Origin of the sequence: Streptomyces filipinensis, from assembly GCF_014649495.1 — a bacterium.
Classification (GTDB): Bacteria; Actinomycetota; Actinomycetes; order Streptomycetales; family Streptomycetaceae; genus Streptomyces; species Streptomyces filipinensis.
Genome location: NZ_BMTD01000003.1, coordinates 228,412 through 250,286 on the forward strand (window position 1 = coordinate 228,412; position 21,875 = coordinate 250,286).

A 21,875-nucleotide genomic window follows, 5' to 3' on the forward strand; every position below is an offset into this window, starting at 1 on the left:
GTCCTGCGTACCCCGCGCCGGTTCTCAGTGGGCGGTCGTGAGTTCCTGGCCCGCTTCCATGGGGTGGGTGACGTCCTCGGCGTCACGGTTGCCGCCGATGTGGTTGAAGACGAGATTGAGCAGGACGGCGGTGACGCAGCCGGTGGAGATGCCGGAGTCCAGGACGATCTTCGCGGTCTGCGGGAAGGCGTGGTAGAAGTCCGGCGCGGTGATGGGGATGAGGCCGACCGCGAGGGAGACGGCGACGATCAGGACGTTGTTGTCCTTCTCCAGTCCGGCCCGGACCAGGGTCTGGATGCCGCTCGCGGCGACCGAGCCGAACAGGACGACACCGGCGCCCCCCAGGACGGGACGGGGTACGACCGCGATGAGGGAGGCGGCCATCGGGCACAGGCCCATCAGGACGAGGAACCCGCCGCCCACGGCGACGACGTAGCGGCTGCGGATCTTCGTCATGGCGACGAGGCCGATGTTCTGGGCGAAGGCGCTGCACATGAAGCCGTTGAACAGCGGGCTGAGTGCGGAGCCGAGGGTGTCGGCGCGCAGGCCGGCGGCGATGGTCCTCTCGTCGGCGGGACGTTCGACGACCTCGCCGAGTGCCAGCATGTCGGCCGTGGACTCCGTCATGGAGACGACCATCACCACGCACATCGACAGGATCGCCGCGATGTGGAACTGCGGGGTGCCGAAGTGGAACGGGGCCGGGAAGCCGACGACGTCGGCGTCGGCGACGGGACCGAAGTCCGTGACGCCGAAGGGTATCGCGATGAGCGTGCCGGTGATCAGGCCGAGCAGGACCGCGATCTGTTTGACGAAACCGCGGGTGAAGCGGCGCAGCAGCAGGACGACGGCGAGGGTGATGCCGGCGAGGGTGAGGTAGGTCGTCGAACCGTAGTCGCTCGCCCTGGGGTCGGGGCCCTGGGCCCAGCCGAAGGCGACGGGGAGCAGGGAGACCCCGATCAGGGTGATGACCGAGCCGGTGACGACGGGCGGGAAGAAGCGGATCGCCTTGCTGAAGAAGGGGGCGGCGAGGAAGCCGAGGAGGCCGGCGACGACGACCGCGCCGAAGATGACCGGCAGCGCGTCGGACTTGTCCTTGGCGGAGGCGACGATCGCCGTCATGGGGGCGACGCCGGCGAAGGTGACGCCGTTGACGAACGGCAGCCGGGCTCCGATCTTCCAGAAGCCGAGCGTCTGCAGGAAGGTGGCGAGCCCGGCGGTGAACAGACAGGCTCCGGTGAGGAAGGTGAGGTCGGCGCCGGACAGGCCTACGGCCGCGCCGACGATCAGGGGTGGTGCGACGACCCCGGCGTACATGGCGGCGACGTGCTGCAGGCCGCTGGTCGCCATTTTGAGGGCGGGGAGTTTCTCGTCAACAGGATGGGCGGCCACGGCGGCTCCTCCGGGCGGGTAACACGTCGTCGTCGACGTGGGTTTCATGGAGGTGGTGCGTTGTGGTCGTGCGGGACCGGGACGGGGGTGGCACCTGAGCGGTTCGAGCGGTGACCGTTCCGGGGCGCGTGTGTCGACACGCGCCCCGGAGACGGCCTCCGTGGACCCCGCTCGGGTCCACGGGACCGGCTGGGAGCCGTCCCTCCCAGCCGGAGCCTTCCGGCAGGCCGGCCGCGTCGGCCGGCCTGCCGAGTCCTGCGGCACCTCGGCCCGGTGGGCCGACCTGCCTGGTTCTTGCGGCGGGCCGCCCTGGGGAGGCGACCGCCGTGCTCTGCGACGGGCCCCCGCAAGGGTCGTCGCCGCGCGGGCCGGCGTGGCCGCTGTCGGTGTTCGGCCGAGGCGGCCCGCCGGCGGAGTGGGTGGGGATCAGGCCTGGGCGGCGATCCGGGCGAGGCGCTGGGCCTCCTCGCGGGTGCTGCGGGCGATGGCGTCCTCGTCGACGGTGAGCAGGCGGCCGTTCTCGACGATCTGCTTGCCGTTGACGAAGGAGGCCGTGACCGGGGCCGCGGCGCCGAAGACCAGCGCGGTCACCGGGTCGGCGATGGAGGCGTGGGCCAGCGTGTCCATCTTCCACAGCACCACGTCGGCCAGCTTGCCCGGCTCCAGCGAGCCGATCTGCTCGGCCCGGCCGAGGACCTCGGCGCCGCCGTGGGTACCGAGCCGCAGCGCCTGACGGGCGTTCAGCGCGGCCTCGCGGTGGGCGCCGAGACGGTTGATCAGCAGGGCGTTGCGCAGCTCGGTGTGGAGTTCGCCGGACTCGTTGGAGGCGGTGCCGTCGACGCCGAGGCCGACCGGGACGCCCGACTTCAGCATGTCGGGGACACGGGCGATGCCGGCCGCGAGGCGGGCGTTGGACGACGGGCAGTGGGCCACACCGGTCTTCGTGCGGGCGAACGCGGCGATGTCGGAGTCGGTCATGTGGACGCAGTGCGCCATCCACACGTCCGCACCGAGCCAGCCGGTGGACTCGAAGTAGTCGGTCGGGCCCATGCCGAACAGCTCGTGGCAGAACTTCTCCTCCTCCACGGTCTCCGAGCCGTGGGTGTGCAGCCGTACGCCCAGGCGGCGGGCCAGCTGGGCGCCCTCACGCATGAGTTCGGTGGAGACGGAGAACGGGGAGCAGGGGGCGACGGCCACCTGGGTCATGGCGTCGAAGGAGGCGTCGTGGTGCTCCTTGACGGTCGCCTCGGTCGCGGCCAGCGCGCCCTCCAGCGTCTCGACGGCGAAGTCCGGCGGCAGGCCGCCGTCCTTCTCGCTGCGGTCCATCGAGCCGCGGGCGAGCGTGAAGCGGACGCCCGTCTCGGCGGCGGCCCGGATGATCGAACCGGACAGGTCGCCGGAGCCGTGCGGGTAGACGTAGTGGTGGTCCATGGCGGTGGTGACACCGCCGCGGGCCATCACGCCGAGGGACCCCTGCGCGGCCGCGTAGGTCATCCGCTCGTCGATGCGCGCCCAGGTGGGGTAGAGCGCGACGAGCCAGTTGAACAGGTTGTGGTCGGTGGCCAGGCCCCGCGTGATCCACTGGTAGAAGTGGTGGTGGGTGTTGACCAGCCCGGGCGTGGCCAGATGGCCGCTCGCGTCGATCCGCCGCACCACGTTGTCGAGGCCTTCGGGGGCCTGGCCCGCGCCGACCGACTCGATGCGGTTGCCCGCGAGGACGAGGTGTCCGCTGGCGTACTCGGTGTCGCCGGCGTCCACGGTCGCGATCGCACAGTTCTCGATGACGATGCGCTGGTCTGCCGATGGTGCCATCGTGCTTCCTTGTCTTTGAGTGGCGGGCTCGTGGACGGAGGGACTGAAGGGGTGTCCACGGGAGGGCACGGCAGGACCCTAGGAGGATTTGAGTGCCGGGGCCGGTTGGCGGCTCCGGGTGCCGAGATGGTGGAAGAACAGATTGAGCAGGACCGCGACGAGCGCGCCCGCGCTGATCCCGGAGCCGAGCACGGTCTGTGCCCGGGCCGGGAAGCCGGCGTAGAAGGTGGGTGCGGCCAGCGGGAGGATGCCGGCGCCCAGCGCCACGGCGACCAGGGCCGGGTGCACGGACGTGACGGCGTCCTGGGTGTGCACCGTCGGGGTGGGACAAGGGGCTTCGACGGGCCCCCGCGCAGGCTGTGCCATGGTGTTCCCTCCGGTGTGGCGTGTCCCCGGCGCGGGTGGCCCGGCCCCGGGGACGCGCGTCCCGCGTCAGAGGTTGGTCATGTCGACCGGGATCTTCGGCTCACAGCCGTCCCGGAGGATGGTCGCCTCGATGAGGCCGTAGGGCCGGTCGGCGGCGAAGTAGACCTCGTTGTCGTTCTTGAGCCCGAAGGGCTCCAGGTCGACCAGGAAGTGGTGCTTGTTCGGCAGCGAGAAGCGGACCTCGTCGATCTCGCTGCGGTTGTTGATGATGCGCGCACCCATCTGGTACAGCGTCTGCTGCAGCGAGAGGGAGTACGTCTCGGCGAAGGCCTGGAGCATGTGCTTCTTGACCTGCTCGTAGGACTTCTCCCAGTTGGGCATCTTCTGCTCGTCGTCGGTCCAGTTGAACCGCCAGCGGCCGGAGACCTGGGTGGCCAGGATGCGGTCGTACGCCTCCTGCAGGGTCGTGTACTTGTCCTTGACGTAACCCCAGAACTCGGAGTTCGTCGAGTTCATCACGACCAGGTCCTTCAGACCGGAGACGACCTCCCACTTCTCACCGTCGTAGGTGATCTGGGTGACGCGGGTCTCCTGGCCCTTGCGGACGAAGGAGTGCTTGACCTCGTCCGCGCCGATGAACTGGGAGTTGGCGTCGGAGGTCTCGATCCGCTCCCAGGCGTACTCCTCGATCCGGATGCGGGCGCGGTGGATCGGCTCCTGCGAGGTGACGAAGTGGCGGGCGAGGTGGATGCCGAACTGCTCGGCGGACTCGATGCCGTATTCCTTGGCGAACGCGTACACCGTGTTCTTGGTGGTGTCGGTCGGCAGGACGTTGGCGTTGGATCCGGAGTAGTGGACCTCCTCCATGTCGCCGCTCAGCGCGACAGAGACGTTGAGGTCCTTGATGTGGTGGGTGGCGCCGTCCCGCGTGATCTTTACGACTCGGTTCTCGGCCTTGCCGTACTGGTTCTGTCCCAGGATGGTCGGCATTAGCTAGCTCCCTCGGTAAACGGAGTAGCCGAACGGGTTGAGCAGCAGCGGTACGTGGTAGTGCTCGCCCGGTACGACGGCGAACGTGATCGCCACCTCCGGGAAGAACACGGCCGGCCCGCTGTCCCGATTCGCGGGGGCGTCCTGCTGCGCATCGGCTTGCTTCTTCGCAGTTTTCTCTTCGAAATACGCCTCGACAGCGAAGTCGAGCCGTACGTGTGTGGTCCCCTCCGGCAGGGCCGGCAGGTCCTTGCACCGGCCGTCGGCGTCGGTCGCGGAGCCGCCGAGCGTCTGCCAGCCGGCTTCGCGGCCGCTGCGGGCGCTGAGCTCGACGGCGACGCCCTCGGCGGGGCGGCCGACGGAGGTGTCCAGGATGTGGGTGGACACGGAGGCGGTGGTGCTGGTGCTCATGGTGTCAGGCGTCCTCTTCGACGAGTCGGGCCAGTCGGATGCGGTTGATCTTGCCCAGCTCGGTGCGGACGATCTCCCGCTCCCGCTCCGGCGAGTTCCCGATCCGCTCCTTGACCGCGTCGCGCATCTGCTCCCCGGTCCGGCCGGTCGCGCAGATCAGGAACACATGGCCGAACTTCTCCTGGTAGGCCAGGTTCAGGTCGAGCATCTCGGTCTTCAGCTCCTCGGAGGCGCCGGCCATGCCGCGCTGTTCGCGCGCGGAGGTCGGGTCGCCGGGCTTGGGCCGCCCGATCGGCGGGTGCCCGGCCATCGCCTCGTCGAGGTCCGCGGCGCTCAGCTCGGCCATGGCGGCGTCGCCGGCGGCGTAGAGCGCCTCGACGGTGGCGTAGGGGCGGGCGGCGAGCAGTCGCCGGGCCCACCGCGTGGAGGCGCACGCCTCGTGGAGGGCGGCGAGCGCCGCCGGCTCCTCCAGGTCGTTGAACCGGGCCAGACCCGGGGGCGTGGAAGTCGAAGTCACGGGAGCCTCCGTGGCCGGATGCGGCCTTCGTGCTGAAGCGGGCTGCCGATAGCTAACGCTCCCGGAAACGCCACGTCAACACTTTGTTGAAAAATCCGCGTAACAAGCCGAGTCCCCCCGAAGGGGCACGGGGAACCGCACGACCGGTCACGACGGCGCCGCGGACGCGCGGCGACGGCAGCACCCCGACGGCGCATGCCGCCCGCCCCCGTGGCGCGCTACGCGCCCTTGTCCCGGTTGAGGTAGTTGTAGACCGTGAAGCGGCTGACGCCGAGCGCGCCGGCCACGGTCTCCACGCCGTGCCGCACGGCGAAGGCGCCCCGCGCCTCCAGCGTACGCACGATCTCCTGCTTGGTCCTGCGGTCCAGGTCGGCCAGCGGCTGACCGCGCCGGCGCTCCATGGCCGCCAGGATGTGGTCGAGGGAGTCGGCCAGCTGGGGCAGGCGTACGGCGACGACGTCGACGCCCTCCCAGGAGAGGACGACGTCCTCGGTGCCGGCCTCGTCCGGCGGGAGCAGCTCCCCGCCCATGGCGTCGACCAGCGGCTTCACGGCCGCGATGAAGGGCTCGTCCGCGCTCACCTATCGCCCTCCCCGATCCCGTCGTCGATCACGTTGACCTGGAGCGAGATCCGGGTGGCGCCGGCTTCCAGGCTCTTGCGCAGCAGCGCGTCCACAGCGGTGAGCACCCGGCCCGCGGCGCCCTCGGCCGTGTTGCCGAACGGGCCGACGTCGACCGCGTCCAGCTCGGCCGTCTCGATGACCTCCCGCGCCACCAGGGCGTGCGCGGGCGCCTCGTCCAGGTCGAAGGGTTCGGTCGTGAACTCCACTCTCAATCGCACGCGCTCAACCTAGCGCCCGCCGGGGCTTTTCGGGCGGCCGGGACCGACCCCCCTTGACAAGGGCCGACACACGACGGCAATCTTCCATTACGCAGAAACGAACTTCCGTATTACGGAATATCGACCACGGAAGGGAGCGCGGCCCGAATGCCAGGTTTTGGATTGAGCACAGCCGCAGACCAGCGCTTCAACGTCAACCTGTCGATCCTCTTCACGGAACTCCCGCTCCTGGAGCGCCCCGCGGCCGCCGCCGCGGCGGGCTTCACGGCGGTCGAGCTGTGGTGGCCCTGGATCGACTCCCCCACCCCCGAGCAGTCCGAGCTCGACGCCCTGAAGAAGGCGATCGAGGACGCGGGCGTGACGCTCACGGGCCTGAACTTCTACGCCGGACAGCTGCCGGGCCCGGACCGCGGCGCCCTGTCGCTCCCGGGTGAGGAGTCGGAGAGGTTCCGCGCCAACGTCGACGTGGCCGCCGACTTCGCCGCCTCCCTCGGCTGCAAAGCGCTCAACGCGCTCTACGGCAACCGCGTCGAGGGCGTCGACCCGGCCGAGCAGGACGCGCTCGCCCTGGAGAACCTCGTCCTGGCGGCCCGGGCGGCCGACCGCATCGGCGCGATCCTGCTGATCGAGGCGCTGAACCAGCCCGAGTCCCCGCTGTACCCGCTGGTGAGCGCGCCCGCCGCCATCGGGATCGTGGACCGGGTGAACGCCGCGACGGGCCTCGGCAACGCCAAGTTCCTGATGGACCTGTACCACCTGTCCATGAACGGCGAGGACCTGCCGTCGGTCATCGACCGGTACGCGGCGAAGACCGGCCATGTGCAGATCGCCGACAACCCCGGCCGCGGCGCCCCCGGGACGGGTTCGCTCCCGCTGGAGGAGCTGCTCGGCCGGCTGAGGAAGGCCGGATACGACGGCTGGGTGGGCCTTGAGTACAAGCCGGGCGACCGCCCCAGCTCCGAGGCCTTCGACTGGCTCCCGAGCGAAGCCCGCGCGGCGCGCTGAACCCCCTGACTTTGCAGAGCAGTTGAGAGAGGCACCCCCAGTCATGAGCAACCTTCCCAAGATCGCGTGGATCGGCCTCGGCATCATGGGCTCCCCCATGTCCGAGAACCTGATCAAGGCGGGTTACCAGGTCACCGGCTTCACGCTGGAGCAGGACAAGCTGGACCGGCTGGCCGCCGCCGGCGGTACGGCCGCCCCCTCGATCGCCGAGGCCGTGCGCGACGCCGACGTGGTCATCACGATGGTGCCCGCGTCCCCGCAGGTCGAGGCCATCGCCTACGGCCCGGACGGCATCCTGGAGAACGCCCGGCAGGGCTCCCTGCTGATCGACATGTCCTCGATCACCCCGCAGACCTCCGTCGACCTGGCGAAGGCCGCGAAGGACAAGGGCATCCGCGTGCTGGACGCCCCCGTGTCCGGCGGTGAGGCCGGCGCGATCGAGGCCGTACTGTCGATCATGATCGGTGGCGAGCAGGCCGACTTCGACCAGGCCAAGCCGATCTTCGAGGCGCTGGGCAAGACCATCGTGCTGTGCGGGCCGCACGGCTCCGGCCAGACCGTGAAGGCGGCCAACCAGCTGATCGTCGCCGTGAACATCCAGGCCTGCGCCGAGGCCGTGGTCTTCCTGGAGAAGTCGGGCGTGGACCTGCAGGCCGCGCTGGACGTCCTCAACGGCGGCCTGGCCGGCTCCACCGTGCTGACGCGCAAGAAGGACAACTTCCTGAACCGCGACTTCAAGCCGGGCTTCCGCATCGACCTGCACCACAAGGACATGGGCATCGTCACCGACGCCGCCCGCAACGTCGGGGCCGCCCTGCCGGTCGGCGCCGTGGTCGCCCAGCTGGTCGCCTCGCTGCGCGCCCAGGGCGACGGCGGCCTGGACCACTCGGCGCTGCTGCGCGCGGTCGAGCGCCTCTCGGGCGCTCAGCTCTAGAGACTTCCGGGCCGCGGCGCCGCTGACACCTGTCCTGTCGCGCCCAGGCGGCGCCGCGGTCCGGAATCAACTTCAACAAACTGTTGACGCTCCGTCCACCCACTTTTAGGCTCCACAAAGCGGAAACAGGTTTCCGCTGACACCCGCACGGAAGGTCCACGATGTCGAAGCGCGTGCTCACGACAGAGTCCGGCGCCCCGGTCGCCGACAACCAGAATTCCGCCTCCGCCGGCGTCGGCGGCCCGCTGCTGCTCCAGGACCAGCATCTCCTGGAGAAGCTCGCGCGCTTCAACCGTGAGCGGATCCCGGAGCGTGTGGTGCACGCCCGTGGGTCCGGCGCGTACGGCCACTTCGAGGTGACGGACGACGTCACCGGCTTCACCCACGCCGACTTCCTGAACACGATCGGCAAGCGCACCGAGGTGTTCCTGCGCTTCTCCACGGTCGCCGACTCCCTCGGCGGCGCCGACGCCGTCCGCGACCCGCGCGGTTTCGCGGTGAAGTTCTACACCGAGGAGGGCAACTACGACCTCGTCGGCAACAACACCCCGGTGTTCTTCATCAAGGACCCGATCAAGTTCCCCGACTTCATCCACTCGCAGAAGCGCGACCCCTTCACGGGCCGCCAGGAGGCGGACAACGTCTGGGACTTCTGGGCGCACGCCCCCGAGGCCACGCACCAGGTGACCTGGCTGATGGGCGACCGCGGCATCCCGGCGTCGTACCGGCACATGAACGGCTACGGCTCGCACACCTACCAGTGGACCAACGCGGAGGGCGAGGCCTTCTTCGTCAAGTACCACTTCAAGACCAACCAGGGCATCCGCAGCCTCTCCGCCGACCAGGCCGCCGAGCTCGCGGGCAAGGACCCGAACTCGCACCAGACCGACCTGCTCCAGGCGATCGAGCGCGGGGTGCACCCGTCCTGGACCCTGTACGTCCAGATCATGCCGGCGGCCGAGGCGGCGGACTACCGCTTCAACCCGTTCGACCTGACCAAGGTGTGGCCGCACAAGGACTACCCGCTGCAGCGCGTGGGCCGCCTGGTGCTGGACCGCAACCCGGACAACGTCTTCGCCGAGGTCGAGCAGGCCGCGTTCTCCCCGAACAACTTCGTTCCGGGCATCGGTCCCTCCCCCGACAAGATGCTCCAGGGCCGGCTGTTCGCCTACGCGGACGCGCACCGCTACCGCCTGGGCGTGAACCACACCCAGCTGGCGGTCAACGCCCCGAAGGCGACGACCGCGCAGAACTACGGCCGGGACGGCTTCATGGCGTCCAACGCCCAGGGCCGCCAGGCCAAGAACTACGAGCCGAACTCCTACGACGGTCCGGTGGAGACCGGCCGCCCGCTGTCGGCCCCGCTCGCGGTGACGGGCCACACCGGCACCCACGAGGCGCCCCTGCACACCAAGGACGACGACTTCTTCCAGGCGGGCGAGCTGTACCGCCTGATGTCGGCCGAGGAGAGGGCGCGCCTGGTCGCGAACATCGCCGGCGGCCTGTCGCAGGTCACCCGCGACGACGTGATCGAGAAGAACCTGGCCCACTTCCACGCCGCCGACCCGGAGTACGGCAAGCGCGTGGAGGAGGCGGTCCGCGCCCTGCGGGAGGACTGAGCCCGGTAACCCACAAGCAGCGTACGGAATCCGACGGGAGGTCGGGATCTCCGCACGCGGCCCGCGCGGCACGCCGGACGGCCCGGATGAGGGGTGGTCGTCCGGCGATGGGCGCGGGCAGGGCGAGGACCGTGGCGGCGTGCGAGCCAGTGCGGTGGTCAAGGACCGAGTCCCCTTCTCGACCAGAGGGAAGGGTCCCGGCTCCGTCGCATCCGCCGCGGTCCCACCCAGCCCCCTCCGGGGGCCACCCGCTCCGTCCGGCGGCGCGAACGACCTGTCGCGCCCAGCCTCGCGCCGTCGGACGGTCACCACCGAAGAACGCTCCCCACGCCGGCTCACCGCCGGCGGCGAGGGAGCGTTCGGCGTTGTCGGGCGGTTCCCCGCGGACGAGCGCCCCGCGCCCGCCGCACCTCCGCACCGGCCGCACCGCCGCACCGCCGCACCGCCGCACCGCCGCACCGCCGCACCGCCGCACCGCCGCACCGCCGCACCGACCGTCACCGGCGTGCGTACCGACGCCTTTCGTCGCACGCTGAATCCATGGGCAATCCGACGCACTACCCGCACATCGTGGTCCACTCCCCGGCCCTGGACGGGTCCCGGCGGGTCACCGAGGGGGAGGTGATCCTGGGGATCGCCTCGCATCTGGACGATGTCGTGGAGATCCTGCGGCTGGCCGATCTGGACCGGATCGAGGTCGAGGAGAGCGACCTCATCGAGTGGCAGGGCGGCGGGCCCGACGAATGGCCGGGGCTGTCCGAGCACGAGCTCTAGCGGCTGGACGTACGACAGCGGTCGTAGACGGGCTACGCCTTCCTCAAATGAAGCTCTGAAGACGGCGGAGGAGGCTTCAACCGCCCCCGCGGCGGGGCAGGTTACGTGCACCGGGGGCCCGCCGGAACGGGGGCGGCGGGCCCTCGACGGGGGAGACGACGGGGGACGCCACGGGGGACGCGAAAGGGCGGCCCGTCCGAGTGGACGGGCCGCCCTTGGTGTGTCCGGCGGTGTCGGACCTTCAGCGGTGTCAGACCTTCAGCGGCTTGATCGAGGTCGGTGCGTGGCCCGGCTCGGTGGCCAGCTCCTCGAACTCGGTGATGTTGCTGATGTCCATGGTGCCGCTCATCGAGATGTTGGTGATCCGCTCCAGGATCGCCTCGACGACGACCGGCACCTGGTACTCGGCGGCCAGCTTCTTGGCCTGCTCGAAGGCGGCGCCCAGCTGGTCCGGCTCGGTGACCCGGATCGCCTTGCAGCCCAGGCCCTCGGCGACCTTGACGTGGTCGACGCCGTAGACACCGATCTCCGGCGTGTTGATGTTCTCGAACTCCAGGTTGACCTGGAAGTTGATGTCCAGGCCCCGCTGCGCCTGGCGGATCAGGCCCAGGTAGGCGTTGTTCACCAGCACGTGGACGTACGGGACCTTGTGCTGGGCGGCGACCGCCAGCTCCTCGATCATGAACTGGAAGTCGTAGTCGCCGGACAGGGCGACGACCGGGGAGTCCGGGTCGGCCGTGGCGACGCCGATCGCGGCCGGGATGGTCCAGCCGAGCGGGCCGGCCTGGCCGCAGTTGATCCAGTGGCGCGGCTTGTAGACGTGCAGCATCTGCGCGCCGGCGATCTGGGAGAGGCCGATGGTGGTGACGTACCGGGTGTCCGGGCCGAACGCCTTGTTCATCTCCTCGTACACGCGCTGCGGCTTCATCGGCACGTTGTCGAAGTGCGTGCGGCGCAGCAGGGTGGCCTTGCGCTCCTGGGTGGAGGCGACCCAGTCGGCGCGGTCGGGCAGCTTGCCCGCGGCCTTCAGCTCCTTGGCCACCTCGACGAACAGCTCCAGCGCGGCCTTGGCGTCGGAGACGACACCGTAGTCCGGCGGGAAGATCTTGCCGATCTGGGTGGGCTCGATGTCGACGTGCACGAACTTGCGCTCACCGCGGTAGACGTCGAGCTTGTAGCCGGTGTGGCGGTTGGCCCAGCGGTTGCCGATGCCGAGGACGAAGTCGGACTCCAGGAAGTTGGCGTTGCCGTACCGGTGCGAGGTCTGGACGCCGACCATGCCGGCGTTCAGCTCGTGGTCGTCGGACAGCGCGCCCCAGCCCATCAGGGTCGGGATGACCGGAGTCTGGGTCAGCTCGGCGAACTCCACCAGCAGGTCGGCGGCGTCGGCGCCGATGATGCCGCCGCCGGCGACGATCACCGGGCGCTCGGAGGCCAGCAGGAAGGAGATCGCCTTCTCGATCTGGGCGCGGGTCGCGGCGGGCTTGTAGACCGGCAGCGGCTCGTACGTCTCCGGGTCGAACTCGATCTCGGTGAGCTGGACGTCGATCGGCAGGTCGATCAGGACCGGGCCGGGACGGCCGGAGCGCATCAGGTGGAAGGCCTGCTGGAAGACGCCGGGGACCTGCGCGGCCTCCAGGACGGTGACCGCCATTTTGGTGACCGGCTTGGCGATCGAGGCGATGTCGACGGCCTGGAAGTCCTCCTTGTGGATCACGCTGGTGGGCGCCTGGCCCGTGATGCACAGGATCGGGATGGAGTCACCGATGGCCGAGTACAGGCCGGTGATCATGTCGGTGCCGGCCGGGCCGGAGGTGCCGATGCAGACGCCGATGTTGCCCGGCTTGGTGCGGGTGTACCCCTCGGCCATGTGCGACGCGCCCTCCACATGGCGGGCGAGGGTGTGGCCGATGCCGCCACCCTCCTTGAGCGCCTTGTAGAAGGGGTTGATCGCCGCGCCCGGCACACCGAAGGCGTCGGTGACGCCCTCGCGCTTGAGGATCTCAACTGCCGCGCGGGCAGCGGTCATACGAGCCATCGAGTACTCCTGCTTCGGCTGTCGGATGCGTACTCCCGTCGCGCCCCGCGGTGAGCACAGTCTCCAGATTTTCAAAACTTCCGCATTGCGGAACTTAACTTCTACTATCTGGAATCAATGTAGAAGTGTGCGCCTCTGTCGTCAAGAGAGCTCCTCGGTCGTCGAGGGACGCCGGGACAGGGCAAGCGCCGGACAAGAGGGGCCGCGGAGGAGGACGATGGGATCCGCTGTCCCGACGCTGTTCCGACGCGACGCCTGGGGGTGGGCCATGACCGAGAGCGTGCCGGTGCGTTGCCCGGCCTGCCGGCGCGAGCACGTCTACACCGCGCCCGTGTATCCCTGCGCCTGCGGCGCGCCCACCGCCCCGCGGCTGGATCCGTCCACCGCGCCCGCCGTGGCCGCGCACCGGGCCTGGGACGACGAGTGGATCGCCGTGCCGTGCGCCGGCTGCGGGCGCAGCAACCAGTGGCCGCAGCCGGAGCTGGGCTGCGTGTGCGGCACGGTCCTGCGCATCCCGGTGACCCGGACGCCCCCGGCCAAGGCCCGCCCGCCGTCCGCCGCGCCGCAGCCCCCCGCCGACACCGGGGCGCCGTCCGCGCCGGCCGGGCCAAAGTCCCCCGCCCGCCGTGGCGCCTTCCAGCCGCGCGCCATCCGCACCGCGCGCGACGCCGTCACGGTCGCCGCGCTCTACTTGCGCTGGCTCGGCTACCGGGACATCCGCCGCGCCGACCAGCGGCCTCCGAACGGCATCGGGCTCGCCGCCCGCGGACTCCTCGCTCAGGTCGACCCGACCGTGCGCCCGGCGGCGCCGCGCGACGTGGAGTGCCTGTGGCTGACGGCGATGACGGAGTCCGCGGACTGTGTGTACTTCTCCCTCGCCGGCTACACCGAGGACGCCCGGACCCGCGCGGACCGGCTGGACATCCCGCTGTTCGTCCTGGACCTCGCGGGCGTCCCGCAGCCGCTGAACGACCCGGCCGACACACTGGACTCCCTGGGCGCGCCGAAGCCGGAGACCCGCTCACCCGACGGACAGGGCTGACGCCCGGCGCGCACCTCGACGCCCCTCACGGGCGCGGCCGCCGGCGGGCACCCGACGGTCTCCGACGGACCCCGGCCAAGTGTGCCGCCGACAGCGCGCTCGGTCCGGGATCCACCGTGGAGCACCAGACGGATGCTCGCTCGCGGCCGTTTCACACCTGGTACTTCTCCCGCAGTTCGACCTTGCGCACCTTTCCGGACACCGTCATCGGGAAGGAGTCGAGGATCTGCAGCCGGCTGGGGATCTTGTAGTGCGCGAGCCGGCCCTGGCAGAAGGCGCGCAGCTCCTCCAGGCTGAGCGGGTCGGCCGCGTCGTGCGGGATGACACAGGCGAGCACCTCCTCGCCGTACGTCTCGTGCGGCACCCCGACGACCTGCACGTCCCTGATCTTCGGGTGGGCGTAGAGGAACTCCTCGATCTCGCGCGGGTAGATGTTCTCGCCGCCCCGGATGATCATGTCCTTGATCCGTCCGACGATCTCGACGTAGCCGTCCTCGCGCATCACCGCCAGGTCCCCGGTGTGCATCCAGCGGCCCGCGTCGACGGCCTCGGCGGTCTTCTCCGGCTCGTTCCAGTAGCCGAGCATCACGCTGTAGCCGCGGGTGCACAGCTCCCCCGCGCTGCCGCGGGGCCGGGTGACCCCGGTGGCCGGATCGACGATCTTGACCTCCAGGTGGGGCAGGACGCGGCCGACGGTGCCGGTGCGGTGCTCCAGGTCGTCGTCCGTCCGGGTCTGCAGCGACACCGGGGAGGTCTCGGTCATGCCGTAGCAGATGGAGACCTCCTCCATGTGCATCTCGGCGACGACCCGCTTCATCACCTCCACCGGGCACGGCGAGCCCGCCATGATGCCGGTGCGCAGCGAGGAGAGGTCGTACGTGGTGAAGTCCGGGAGGTTCAGCTCGGCGATGAACATCGTCGGCACGCCGTACAGGGACGTACAGCGCTCCTGCCGCACCGCCTCCAGCGTGGCCCTCGGCTCGAAGGACGGGGCCGGGATGACCATGCAGGCGCCGTGCGAGGTGGCGGCGAGGTTGCCCATGACCATGCCGAAGCAGTGGTAGAAGGGGACCGGGATGCAGATCCGGTCCTGCTCGGTGTAGTCGATCGACTCCCCCACGAAATAGCCGTTGTTGAGGATGTTGTGGTGGGAGAGGGTGGCGCCCTTCGGGAAGCCCGTCGTGCCCGAGGTGTACTGGATGTTGATCGGGTCGTCGCAGGACAGCTCCGCGTAGGGGGCGTCACCGGTGCCGCGCGCGAGCAGTTCCTCCCAGCCCGGGTCGCCGATGTACACGACCTCGCGCAGCCGCGGACACGAGCCGCGCACCTGCTCGACCATCGCCCGGTAGTCGCTGCTCTTGTGGCTCAGGGAGGCGAACAGCAGGGAGATCCCGGCCTGCTTGAGGACGTACGCGACCTCGTGGGTGCGGTAGGCCGGGTTGATGTTCACCATGATCGCGCCGATGCGGGCCGTGGCGTACTGGACCAGGACCCACTCCGGGCAGTTGACCGCCCAGATGCCCACCCGGTCGCCCTTGGCGACGCCGCTCGCGACCAGCGCCTGCGCCAGCTCCTCGACCGCCGCGCCGAACGCGGCGTACGTCCAGCGCCGCCCGGACGGCACGTCGACCAGCGCGTCGCGGTCCGGCCAGGCGGCCACGGCCCGGTCGAGGTTGGCGCCGATGGTGTCCCCGAGCAGGGCGGCCGGGCTCGTCCCGTGCGTGTACGACAGCTCAGTGGTCACCGGGAGTCCTCCGCGCGGTAGTTGTGGTCCGACCATCGCGTCCAGCATGCCCCGCAGGGCCCCGGGGCGCCTACCCATGAGCGCGGCGAAGAGCTCGGCCGGGGCGGGGCCCGGCCGGCGCTCCCTCAGCCGACGGCCACCGGCGTCGGCGCGGTGCAGGCGCGGAGGGTGGCGCACGGCTGGGCCGGGCCCGGACCGACCGCGTTGCGTGCGGCCGGCGCGCCCTGCTCCGCGGCGTTCGTCCAGTGCTCCAGCCGCAGCGTGCGCCCGTGCCCGGGGTGCTGCCGGCGTGCGACGTCGCCCGCGGCCCACACCCCCGGGGTGCCGGCCGCCAGGTACGGGTCGCAGAGCACCCCGTCCCGGACGGCCACGCCCGATCCGGCGAGCCATTCGGTGGCGGGATCGGCGCCGACAGGGCGTCAGCCCATCCGATCACAGCCGGCCGGCGGTCAGTTGACGTCCCGGTTCAGGCCTGACCAGTACGGCTCGCGCAGCCTGAACTTCTGGATCTTGCCGGTGGCCGTACGCGGGATGAAGTCGCGGAACTCGACGCTGGTGGGCGCCTTGTATCCGGCCATCCGCTGCTTGCAGTGGGCGATGATGTCGGCCTCCTGCGCCGTCGCCCCCTCGGCCAGTACGACGATGGCCTTGATCGTCTCCCCCCACTTCTCGTGCGGCACCCCGATCACGGCCACCTCGGCGACCGCCGGGTGACTGAAGATCGTGTCCTCCACCTCGATCGACGACACGTTCTCACCCCCCGTGATGATCACGTCCTTCTTCCGGTCCGAGATCGTCAGATGACCATCGGACCCGTCGATGGTGCCGCCGTCGCCGGTGTGGAACCAGCCGCCCTCCAACGCCTCCGCGGTCTCCTCCGGCTTCTCCCAGTAACCGTCCAGCACGACGTTCGAGCGGGCCAGCACCTCACCCGAATCCGAGACCTTCAACTTGACGCCCAGCGCGGGCAGCCCCGCACGGGACAGCTTCCGCGCCCGCTCCCCCGCCGGCGCCCCCTCGTCCTCGGGACGCGAACGGTTGAAGGTCAGCAGCGGGGACGTCTCGGTCAGACCGTAGATCTGGGTGAACTCCCAGCCCAGTTCCTCGCCCACCCGCTGGATCGTCCTGCTCGGCGGCGGCGCCCCGGCGCACACGATCCGCACCCGGTCACGGCCCGGGATCTCGCCCTTCCAGGCCCTGGCCGCGTCCAGCACCGCGTTCCACACCGCGGGCGCGCCGCACATCAGCGTGACGCCGTGCTCCTCGACCCGGCGCAGGATCTCCGTGCCGTCGACCTTGCGCAGCACCACCTGCTTCGCGCCGAGTCCGGCCATCACGTACGGCATGCCCCAGCCGTTGCAGTGGAACATCGGCAGCGTGTGCATGTAGACGTCCCGCTCCCAGGCGCGGGTGTGCAGTCCGAAGGTCAGGCCGTTGACCCAGATGTTGCGGTGGGTCAGCTGCACGCCCTTGGGCCTGGCCGTGGTCCCGGACGTGTAGTTGATCGTCGCGGTCGCGTCCTCGTCCGGGTTCGACCACGGGCGCGGCTCGGTCCCGAACCGCATCAGCTCGCTCTCCGTCTGCTCGCCGAGAACGAAACGGTGCCGTCCCTTGACGCCGGACAGCGCCTCGTCCAGTTCCGGGTCGACGAGCAGGACCGAGGACCCGCTCTGCTCCACCAGGTACTGGACCTCGTCGGGCTTGAGGCGGAAGTTGACCGGCACACAGATCCGGCCGCTCATCGGGACCGCGAACAGCAGCTCCAGCAGCCGCGCGGAGTTGTGGCTGATCACCGCCACCCGCTCGCCCTCGCCGACGCCGAGCGCGTCGAAACCCGCCTGCCAGGCTCTCACCCGCTCCCCGAACCGCCCGTACGTCGACTCCGGCACCGGCACGGCCGGCTGGACCGGCTCGTCGACCACCCCCGGGCTGGAGGAGAACCCCAGTTCAGCCCGGTCGAGGAAGTCCGCGATGGTCATCGGAACCCGCATAGCTCTCTCCCCTGCCCACGACGTCGAAGAACACCAACCAGGGACTACCAACCGCCACGGGCGCTCAAGCACCCCACCGCCAATGAAATGGAAAGCCCCCGGAACCGGACGCCTTGAGGGGCCGTCCGCGCGGCCGGCGTGGGTGGGACAGCGGTCCTCGTCGCGGGAGGCGACGTCCTCGGTGCGACGGTGGCCGCCCGCCACGGCCTGCGCCGTGCGGCCGGGGTCGCCTGGACAGCCGGCCATCGGGCGATCACGCCGGACCGCTCCGGCGCCCGGTCGAAGTGCCGGAGCCTGGGCCGGGCGAGGTCCTCGTAGGCGCCGGCGCGGTCCTCGCGTTGCTCCGGGAGGAAGTCCCGCGGGCTCAGGAACGACTCCGTCGCCGTCGTCATCGTGTCCTCCTCGCCGTGTCGGACCATTGCCGGGCGGCTCTCTGGCATCGTCTAATCCGTGATGCAGGTCTCACCACCCCCGAACGGGGGCAGGGGACGGCAGAAGGAGCGCAGAGGTGACGGCAGTCGCGGCGGGCACGGTGGAGATCGGCGGTGCGCCGGCCCGGCTGCGGCGGGCGACGGGGCTGCCGGTGGCCTTCGGCGGACTGATCGAGTCCGGCCGGCCACGGATCCGGATCAGCGAGCTGAGCGGCACCACGACGACCGCGCTGCGTTCGCTCGCGGTGACCTCCGGCAACGGGCTCGGCGGCAAGGCGGTGGCGCTCGCCCGGCCGTGCGCGGTGACGGACTGCTCCAGCTGCCGGCAGATCGGCCACGAGCACCACATCCCGGGGGCCGCCGAGGGCATCCGCCCGGTCCTCGCCGTGCCGGTGGTGGTACGGCGCCGGGTGCGCGGGGCGCTGTACGGCGCGCCGCGCTCGGCCCAGCCGCTCGGCGGCCGCGCGCTGGGCGCGGCGACAGCCGTGGCGCGGGACGTGGAGCAGGCGCTGGTGGTACGGGACGAGGCGCGGCGGCTGCCGGCGGCGGCCCGGCCGCAGCGGGCCGGCACCGAGTGGGGCGCCTCCTGGCGGCAGGTGCGCGAGGCGCACGCGGCGCCGCGCGCGCTCGCGCCCCGGATCGCCGATCCGGAGCTGCGGGGGGAACCCCCGGCCGCGTGCGGGCTGCTGACCGCGCCGGGCCCGGCCGGGAGCACGACACTGGCGCCGCGCGAACCGGACGTGCTGTCCTGGGTGGCGGCGGGGGCGACCAACGCCGCCGTGGCCGAGCGGCCGGGCCTGCGCCCGGAGACGGCCGAGGGCTGTCTGCGCGCGGCGATGCGGAAGCCGGGCGCCCACACCCGAGGGGAGGCGGTGACCGCGGCGCGCAGGGCGGGGCTGCTGCCGTGAAACGAGGTGGTAAGGAAACCTGCCCATTCAAGCGCAGACGCCTTGAATTTCCCTGTGCTTGACCGTTTGTTATTTCCCTCACCACGGCTTCCGTCCGAATTTCAAGGATCGTTGCCTAGAATTTGGCCCGGACACGACACACGAGGGGAGCGGTGACCGTGCGACGGGACTTCCAGGAGCCTGCCAGGTGCCGCCCCGACCTGGTCATCGGCCGCGAGGAGTTGTTCGCCGGCGCCCGCGACCAGCTCGCCTCGGGCGGCAGTGTGCTGCTCCACGGCCCCGCCGGAATTGGGAAATCCACCGTCCTGCGGGCATTGGCCGAGGAATACGGCGCCACCGCGCGCACCGTGTTGCGCTGCTCGGCCACCGAGTCCGAATCCCACCTCCCCTTCCTCGCCCTCGCCGACCTCCTCGGCCTGGTCCTCGACGACGTCTCCCCCCGGCTGCCCCTGGCCCAGCGCACCGCCCTGGAGTCGGCGCTCACCGGCCGCGGCGAGTCCAGCCTGCAGCGCGACGGCCTCGCCCTGCGCCTCGCGGTGCTGTCCGCGCTGCGCGCGCTGGCCGCGCGGGGCGGGGTCCTCGTGGTCGCCGACGACCTGCAGTGGCTGGACCCGGCCAGCGCCGAGCTGCTCGGCTTCGCCGCCCGGCGCCTGGAGGGCACCCCGGTGCAGCTGCTGTGCGCGGTGCGCACCGAGGGCCAGGAGAGCCGGGAGTACGACGCACACCTGCGCTCCTGCCCGCCGGGCACCCTGGCGGTCCGGCTCGGCCCGCTCTCCCGCGCCCAGATCGCCCAGCTGCTGGACCACCGCGGCCACGGCGGCCTGCCCCGCTCCACGGTCCGCGAGATCCACCGCACCAGCGGCGGCAACCCGCTGTTCGCCCTGGAACTCGGCCGCGCCCTCGCCGACAGCCCCACCCCGCCCCGGCCGGGCGAGCCGCTGCCGGTGCCGACCAGCCTGCGTGCCCTGGTGCTCAGCCGCCTGGACATGCTCTCCGTCGAGGCCCGCCGCACCCTGCTGGTGGCCAGCGCCGGTGCCCGCCCCACCCCGGCACTGCTGCACGCGGCCGGCCGGGAGAACGCCGAGGCCGAGTGCGCCCAGGCCGCCGAACTCGGGCTGCTGGCCACCGAGCCCGACGCCCCGGCCGTACGGTTCGCGCACCCGCTGATCTCCGCCGCGCTGTACGCGGAGGCGCCCGCGCACGAGCGGCGCGCCGCCCACGCGGCCCTGTCCACGGCGGCCTCCGACCCGATCGAACGGGCCCGGCACCTGGCCCTCGCCACCACCGGCACCGACCCGGACGTCGCCGCCCGGCTCGCCGAGGCCGCCGCCCTCGCCCGGGACCGCGGCGCCCCCTCGGTCGCCGCCCACCTGGGGCTGCTCGCCGCCCGGCACACGCCCTCCGACGGGGCGCCCAGCCAGGAGGAGCGCCGGCTGCAGGCCGCCGAGGACGCGATCACCGCGGGGGAGATCGACCTGGCCCGGGACATCGCCCGCGAGGTGCTGGCCCGGGCGGCCGTGCCCGCCGACCGGGTGCGGGCCTGGATCATCGTCATCGACAGCGCGGGCCACACCATGGCCGAGGTCGACGCCGTCTTCCCGCAGGCCCTCGCGGACGCCGGCGACGATCCGCGGCTGCTGGCCCTGGTGCACTACCAGCTGGCCTGGCGGGCGCTGATCGTGGAGGGCGACTTCACCGAGGCCCGTCAGGCCGCCGCGCACGCCGCCGAGCTGGCCGCGCGCGGCAAGGACCGGCGCACCGAACTGCTCTCCCTCGCCTTCCAGGCACAGACGGAGACCCTGATGGGCCACCCGGAGGCGCCCCGGACCATCAAACGCGCCCTGCGGGAGCCGCAGGACCCGAGGGTGGCCTGGCACCACAACGGGGCGGGCAGCGCACGGTTCCGCTGGCTGGTCATGGGCGACCAGCTGGCCGAGGCCCGGGCAACGGTCACCGCGCTGCTGCGCGAGGTGCGCCGGCGCGGTTCGGTGGAGTCCGAGGTGCACTTCCTGCGCGGGCTCGCCGAGACCGAACTGCGCGCCGGGCACTGCGGGCGTGCCCTGGAGCTCGCCCGCGAGAGCCTGCGGCTGGCCCGGGACTCGGGGATCGGCGAGACCGCCTCGGCGATGCTCACCTCGCTCGCGGAGGCCTCCGGCGGTGATGTGGACCGGGCCCTCGCCCTCGCCCGGGAGGCGGTGGAGCACGCCGAGGAGGACGGCGACCAGATGTACCTGTCCCGGGCGCTGGGCGCGCTCGGGTACGCCCAGTTGGTGGCCGGGGACCCGGCGGGCACGGTCCGCTCGCTGCGCCGGGTACGCGCCCTGGAGCTGGGGCTCGGCATCACCGACCCGGCGCGCGGCCGCTGGCAGGGGGATCTCGCCGAGGCCCTGGTCCGGATCGGTGAACCGGCCGAGGCGCAGGACGTCATCGACGCGGTCCGCGAGCACGCCCTCCGGCTCGGCCGGGAGAGCGTCCTCGCCGTCCTGGACCGCTCCGAGGCCCTGGTGCGGGCCGCCCGGGGCGACCTGGAGGCGTCCGTGGCCCAGCTGACGTCCGCTCAGGACAAACTCGGCAAGCTCGGCTACGGGCTGGAGGAGGCGCGGGCCGCGCTCGCGCTGGCCCGGCTGCGCGGCCGGCGCCCCGGTGCGTACGATGCGGCCACCCGGATGTTCCGCCGCTGCCGGGCGCTGCCCTGGCTGCGCCAGGTGGACGAATCCCTCGCCGCCCCCGAGCCGGAACCGGCGCTGGCCGCTCCGGGCGCCCTGGACGCGCTGGCGGTGCTGGCCGCGATGGAGCGTCAGGTGGCCGCGCTGGTGATGGAGGGCGCCACCAACCGGGAGATCGCCGCCCGGCTGTTCATCAGCGTGAAGACGGTGGAGGCGACCCTGACCCGGGTCTACCGCAAGCTGGGGATCCGCTCGCGCGTCGACATCGTCCGATTGGCGGCGGCTCGCGGGCGCGCCGAGCACGGCCCTAGTTAACTGAGCCGGACCGAGGGTTTTCCCTCACCCAACCCCCTAGGGGGTTCCCTCATTGGGAGCCGAGGGTTCCGGGTCCTAG

Annotated in this window: 17 protein-coding genes and 2 pseudogenes; 7 read left to right on the top strand and 12 right to left on the bottom strand. The window is 71.6% G+C overall.

The annotated features are described in order from the left end of the window. Nucleotides 1-24: 24 nt before the first annotated feature. The 8 genes and pseudogenes from IE244_RS09535 to IE244_RS09570 form a co-directional block, all read right to left on the bottom strand. Entirely contained in the window at nt 25-1,440 is a 1,416-nt protein-coding gene (locus tag IE244_RS09535) for a nucleobase:cation symporter-2 family protein (protein WP_229854025.1), read from the bottom strand. 378 nt (nt 1,441-1,818) lie between these two features. After that, a complete protein-coding gene (locus IE244_RS09540) occupies nt 1,819-3,204 on the bottom strand; it encodes an 8-oxoguanine deaminase (RefSeq protein WP_191872472.1) in 1,386 nt (461 codons plus the stop codon). A gap of 78 nt (nt 3,205-3,282) precedes the next feature. Beyond that, nucleotides 3,283-3,480 (bottom strand): annotated as a pseudogene (locus tag IE244_RS09545) (purine permease); the annotation flags it as partial. 156 nt (nt 3,481-3,636) lie between these two features. Beyond that, on the bottom strand, nt 3,637-4,560 hold the full coding sequence (gene pucL, locus IE244_RS09550) for a factor-independent urate hydroxylase (protein WP_191872474.1): 924 nt from the start codon (nt 4,558-4,560) through the stop codon (nt 3,637-3,639). A 3-nt stretch (nt 4,561-4,563) separates the two neighbouring features. Beyond that, entirely contained in the window at nt 4,564-4,971 is a 408-nt protein-coding gene (gene uraH / locus IE244_RS09555; RefSeq protein WP_191872477.1) for a hydroxyisourate hydrolase, read from the bottom strand. A 4-nt stretch (nt 4,972-4,975) separates the two neighbouring features. Then, entirely contained in the window at nt 4,976-5,488 is a 513-nt protein-coding gene (gene uraD / locus IE244_RS09560) for a 2-oxo-4-hydroxy-4-carboxy-5-ureidoimidazoline decarboxylase (protein ID WP_191872479.1), read from the bottom strand. Between the two features lie 218 nt (nt 5,489-5,706). Next, complete coding sequence (locus IE244_RS09565; RefSeq protein ID WP_107069369.1) at nt 5,707-6,018, bottom strand: helix-turn-helix domain-containing protein; 312 nt, start codon at nt 6,016-6,018, stop codon at nt 5,707-5,709. A 47-nt stretch (nt 6,019-6,065) separates the two neighbouring features. After that, nucleotides 6,066-6,329 (bottom strand): hypothetical protein, encoded by a 264-nt coding sequence (locus IE244_RS09570; RefSeq protein ID WP_191872481.1) that lies wholly within the window; start codon nt 6,327-6,329, stop codon nt 6,066-6,068. 147 nt (nt 6,330-6,476) lie between these two features. On the opposite strand from IE244_RS09570, the gene IE244_RS09575 reads away from it, so the two are divergent. The 4 genes from IE244_RS09575 to IE244_RS09590 all read left to right on the top strand — a co-directional run bounded on the left by IE244_RS09575 (nt 6,477) and on the right by IE244_RS09590 (nt 10,661). Then, on the top strand, nt 6,477-7,334 hold the full coding sequence (locus IE244_RS09575; RefSeq protein ID WP_191872483.1) for a TIM barrel protein: 858 nt from the start codon (nt 6,477-6,479) through the stop codon (nt 7,332-7,334). 43 nt (nt 7,335-7,377) lie between these two features. After that, on the top strand, nt 7,378-8,268 hold the full coding sequence (locus IE244_RS09580; protein ID WP_031168482.1) for a 2-hydroxy-3-oxopropionate reductase: 891 nt from the start codon (nt 7,378-7,380) through the stop codon (nt 8,266-8,268). Nucleotides 8,269-8,429: 161 nt separating this feature from the next. Further along, nucleotides 8,430-9,887 (top strand): catalase, encoded by a 1,458-nt coding sequence (locus IE244_RS09585; RefSeq protein WP_191872485.1) that lies wholly within the window; start codon nt 8,430-8,432, stop codon nt 9,885-9,887. Between the two features lie 540 nt (nt 9,888-10,427). Next, nucleotides 10,428-10,661 carry a hypothetical protein gene (locus IE244_RS09590; RefSeq protein ID WP_031168486.1) on the top strand — a complete coding sequence of 78 codons (234 nt, stop codon included), beginning with the start codon at nt 10,428-10,430 and terminating at the stop codon, nt 10,659-10,661. 250 nt (nt 10,662-10,911) lie between these two features. Here the strand turns inward: IE244_RS09590 and gcl are convergent, their stop codons facing one another. Beyond that, nucleotides 10,912-12,699, bottom strand: a complete 1,788-nt coding sequence (gene gcl / locus IE244_RS09595) for a glyoxylate carboligase (protein ID WP_191872487.1) — start codon at nt 12,697-12,699, stop codon at nt 10,912-10,914. Nucleotides 12,700-12,967: 268 nt separating this feature from the next. Between gcl and IE244_RS09600 the strand changes: the two genes are divergently transcribed. Continuing rightward, nucleotides 12,968-13,741 carry a hypothetical protein gene (locus IE244_RS09600; RefSeq protein WP_191872903.1) on the top strand — a complete coding sequence of 258 codons (774 nt, stop codon included), beginning with the start codon at nt 12,968-12,970 and terminating at the stop codon, nt 13,739-13,741. 151 nt (nt 13,742-13,892) lie between these two features. Here IE244_RS09600 and IE244_RS09605 read toward each other — a convergent pair whose 3' ends face one another. From IE244_RS09605 to IE244_RS09615, 3 genes and pseudogenes are all read right to left on the bottom strand, one after another. Continuing rightward, nucleotides 13,893-15,485 carry an AMP-binding protein gene (locus tag IE244_RS09605; RefSeq protein ID WP_373305725.1) on the bottom strand — a complete coding sequence of 531 codons (1,593 nt, stop codon included), beginning with the start codon at nt 15,483-15,485 and terminating at the stop codon, nt 13,893-13,895. Between the two features lie 125 nt (nt 15,486-15,610). Then, a pseudogene (locus tag IE244_RS09610) lies at nt 15,611-15,886 on the bottom strand (FAD-dependent oxidoreductase); the annotation flags it as partial. Between the two features lie 48 nt (nt 15,887-15,934). Continuing rightward, nucleotides 15,935-17,476, bottom strand: coding sequence for an AMP-binding protein (locus IE244_RS09615; RefSeq protein WP_191872492.1), 1,542 nt, complete (start codon nt 17,474-17,476; stop codon nt 15,935-15,937). 508 nt (nt 17,477-17,984) lie between these two features. On the opposite strand from IE244_RS09615, the gene IE244_RS09620 reads away from it, so the two are divergent. Together IE244_RS09620 and IE244_RS09625 are read left to right on the top strand one after the other, a co-directional pair. After that, on the top strand, nt 17,985-18,815 hold the full coding sequence (locus IE244_RS09620; RefSeq protein ID WP_191872494.1) for a helix-turn-helix transcriptional regulator: 831 nt from the start codon (nt 17,985-17,987) through the stop codon (nt 18,813-18,815). Nucleotides 18,816-18,967: 152 nt separating this feature from the next. Next, nucleotides 18,968-21,796: an ATP-binding protein gene (locus IE244_RS09625; protein ID WP_191872496.1), complete on the top strand. Its 2,829-nt coding sequence runs from the start codon at nt 18,968-18,970 to the stop codon at nt 21,794-21,796. Nucleotides 21,797-21,875 lie beyond the last annotated feature (79 nt).

Bases quoted from the DNA above. Each gene is read 5' to 3' on its own strand.
- IE244_RS09615 (WP_191872492.1), bottom strand. From the start codon at position 17,476: ATGCGGGTTCCGATGACCATCGCGGACTTCCTCGACCGGGCTGAACTG.
- IE244_RS09565 (WP_107069369.1), bottom strand. From the start codon at position 6,018: ATGGGCGGGGAGCTGCTCCCGCCGGACGAGGCCGGCACCGAGGACGTC.
- IE244_RS09600 (WP_191872903.1), top strand. From the start codon at position 12,968: ATGACCGAGAGCGTGCCGGTGCGTTGCCCGGCCTGCCGGCGCGAGCAC.
- gcl (WP_191872487.1), bottom strand. From the start codon at position 12,699: ATGGCTCGTATGACCGCTGCCCGCGCGGCAGTTGAGATCCTCAAGCGC.
- IE244_RS09540 (WP_191872472.1), bottom strand. From the start codon at position 3,204: ATGGCACCATCGGCAGACCAGCGCATCGTCATCGAGAACTGTGCGATC.
- IE244_RS09535 (WP_229854025.1), bottom strand. From the start codon at position 1,440: ATGAAACCCACGTCGACGACGACGTGTTACCCGCCCGGAGGAGCCGCC.
- IE244_RS09575 (WP_191872483.1), top strand. From the start codon at position 6,477: ATGCCAGGTTTTGGATTGAGCACAGCCGCAGACCAGCGCTTCAACGTC.
- uraH (WP_191872477.1), bottom strand. From the start codon at position 4,971: ATGAGCACCAGCACCACCGCCTCCGTGTCCACCCACATCCTGGACACC.
- IE244_RS09585 (WP_191872485.1), top strand. From the start codon at position 8,430: ATGTCGAAGCGCGTGCTCACGACAGAGTCCGGCGCCCCGGTCGCCGAC.
- IE244_RS09590 (WP_031168486.1), top strand. From the start codon at position 10,428: ATGGGCAATCCGACGCACTACCCGCACATCGTGGTCCACTCCCCGGCC.
- IE244_RS09580 (WP_031168482.1), top strand. From the start codon at position 7,378: ATGAGCAACCTTCCCAAGATCGCGTGGATCGGCCTCGGCATCATGGGC.
- pucL (WP_191872474.1), bottom strand. From the start codon at position 4,560: ATGCCGACCATCCTGGGACAGAACCAGTACGGCAAGGCCGAGAACCGA.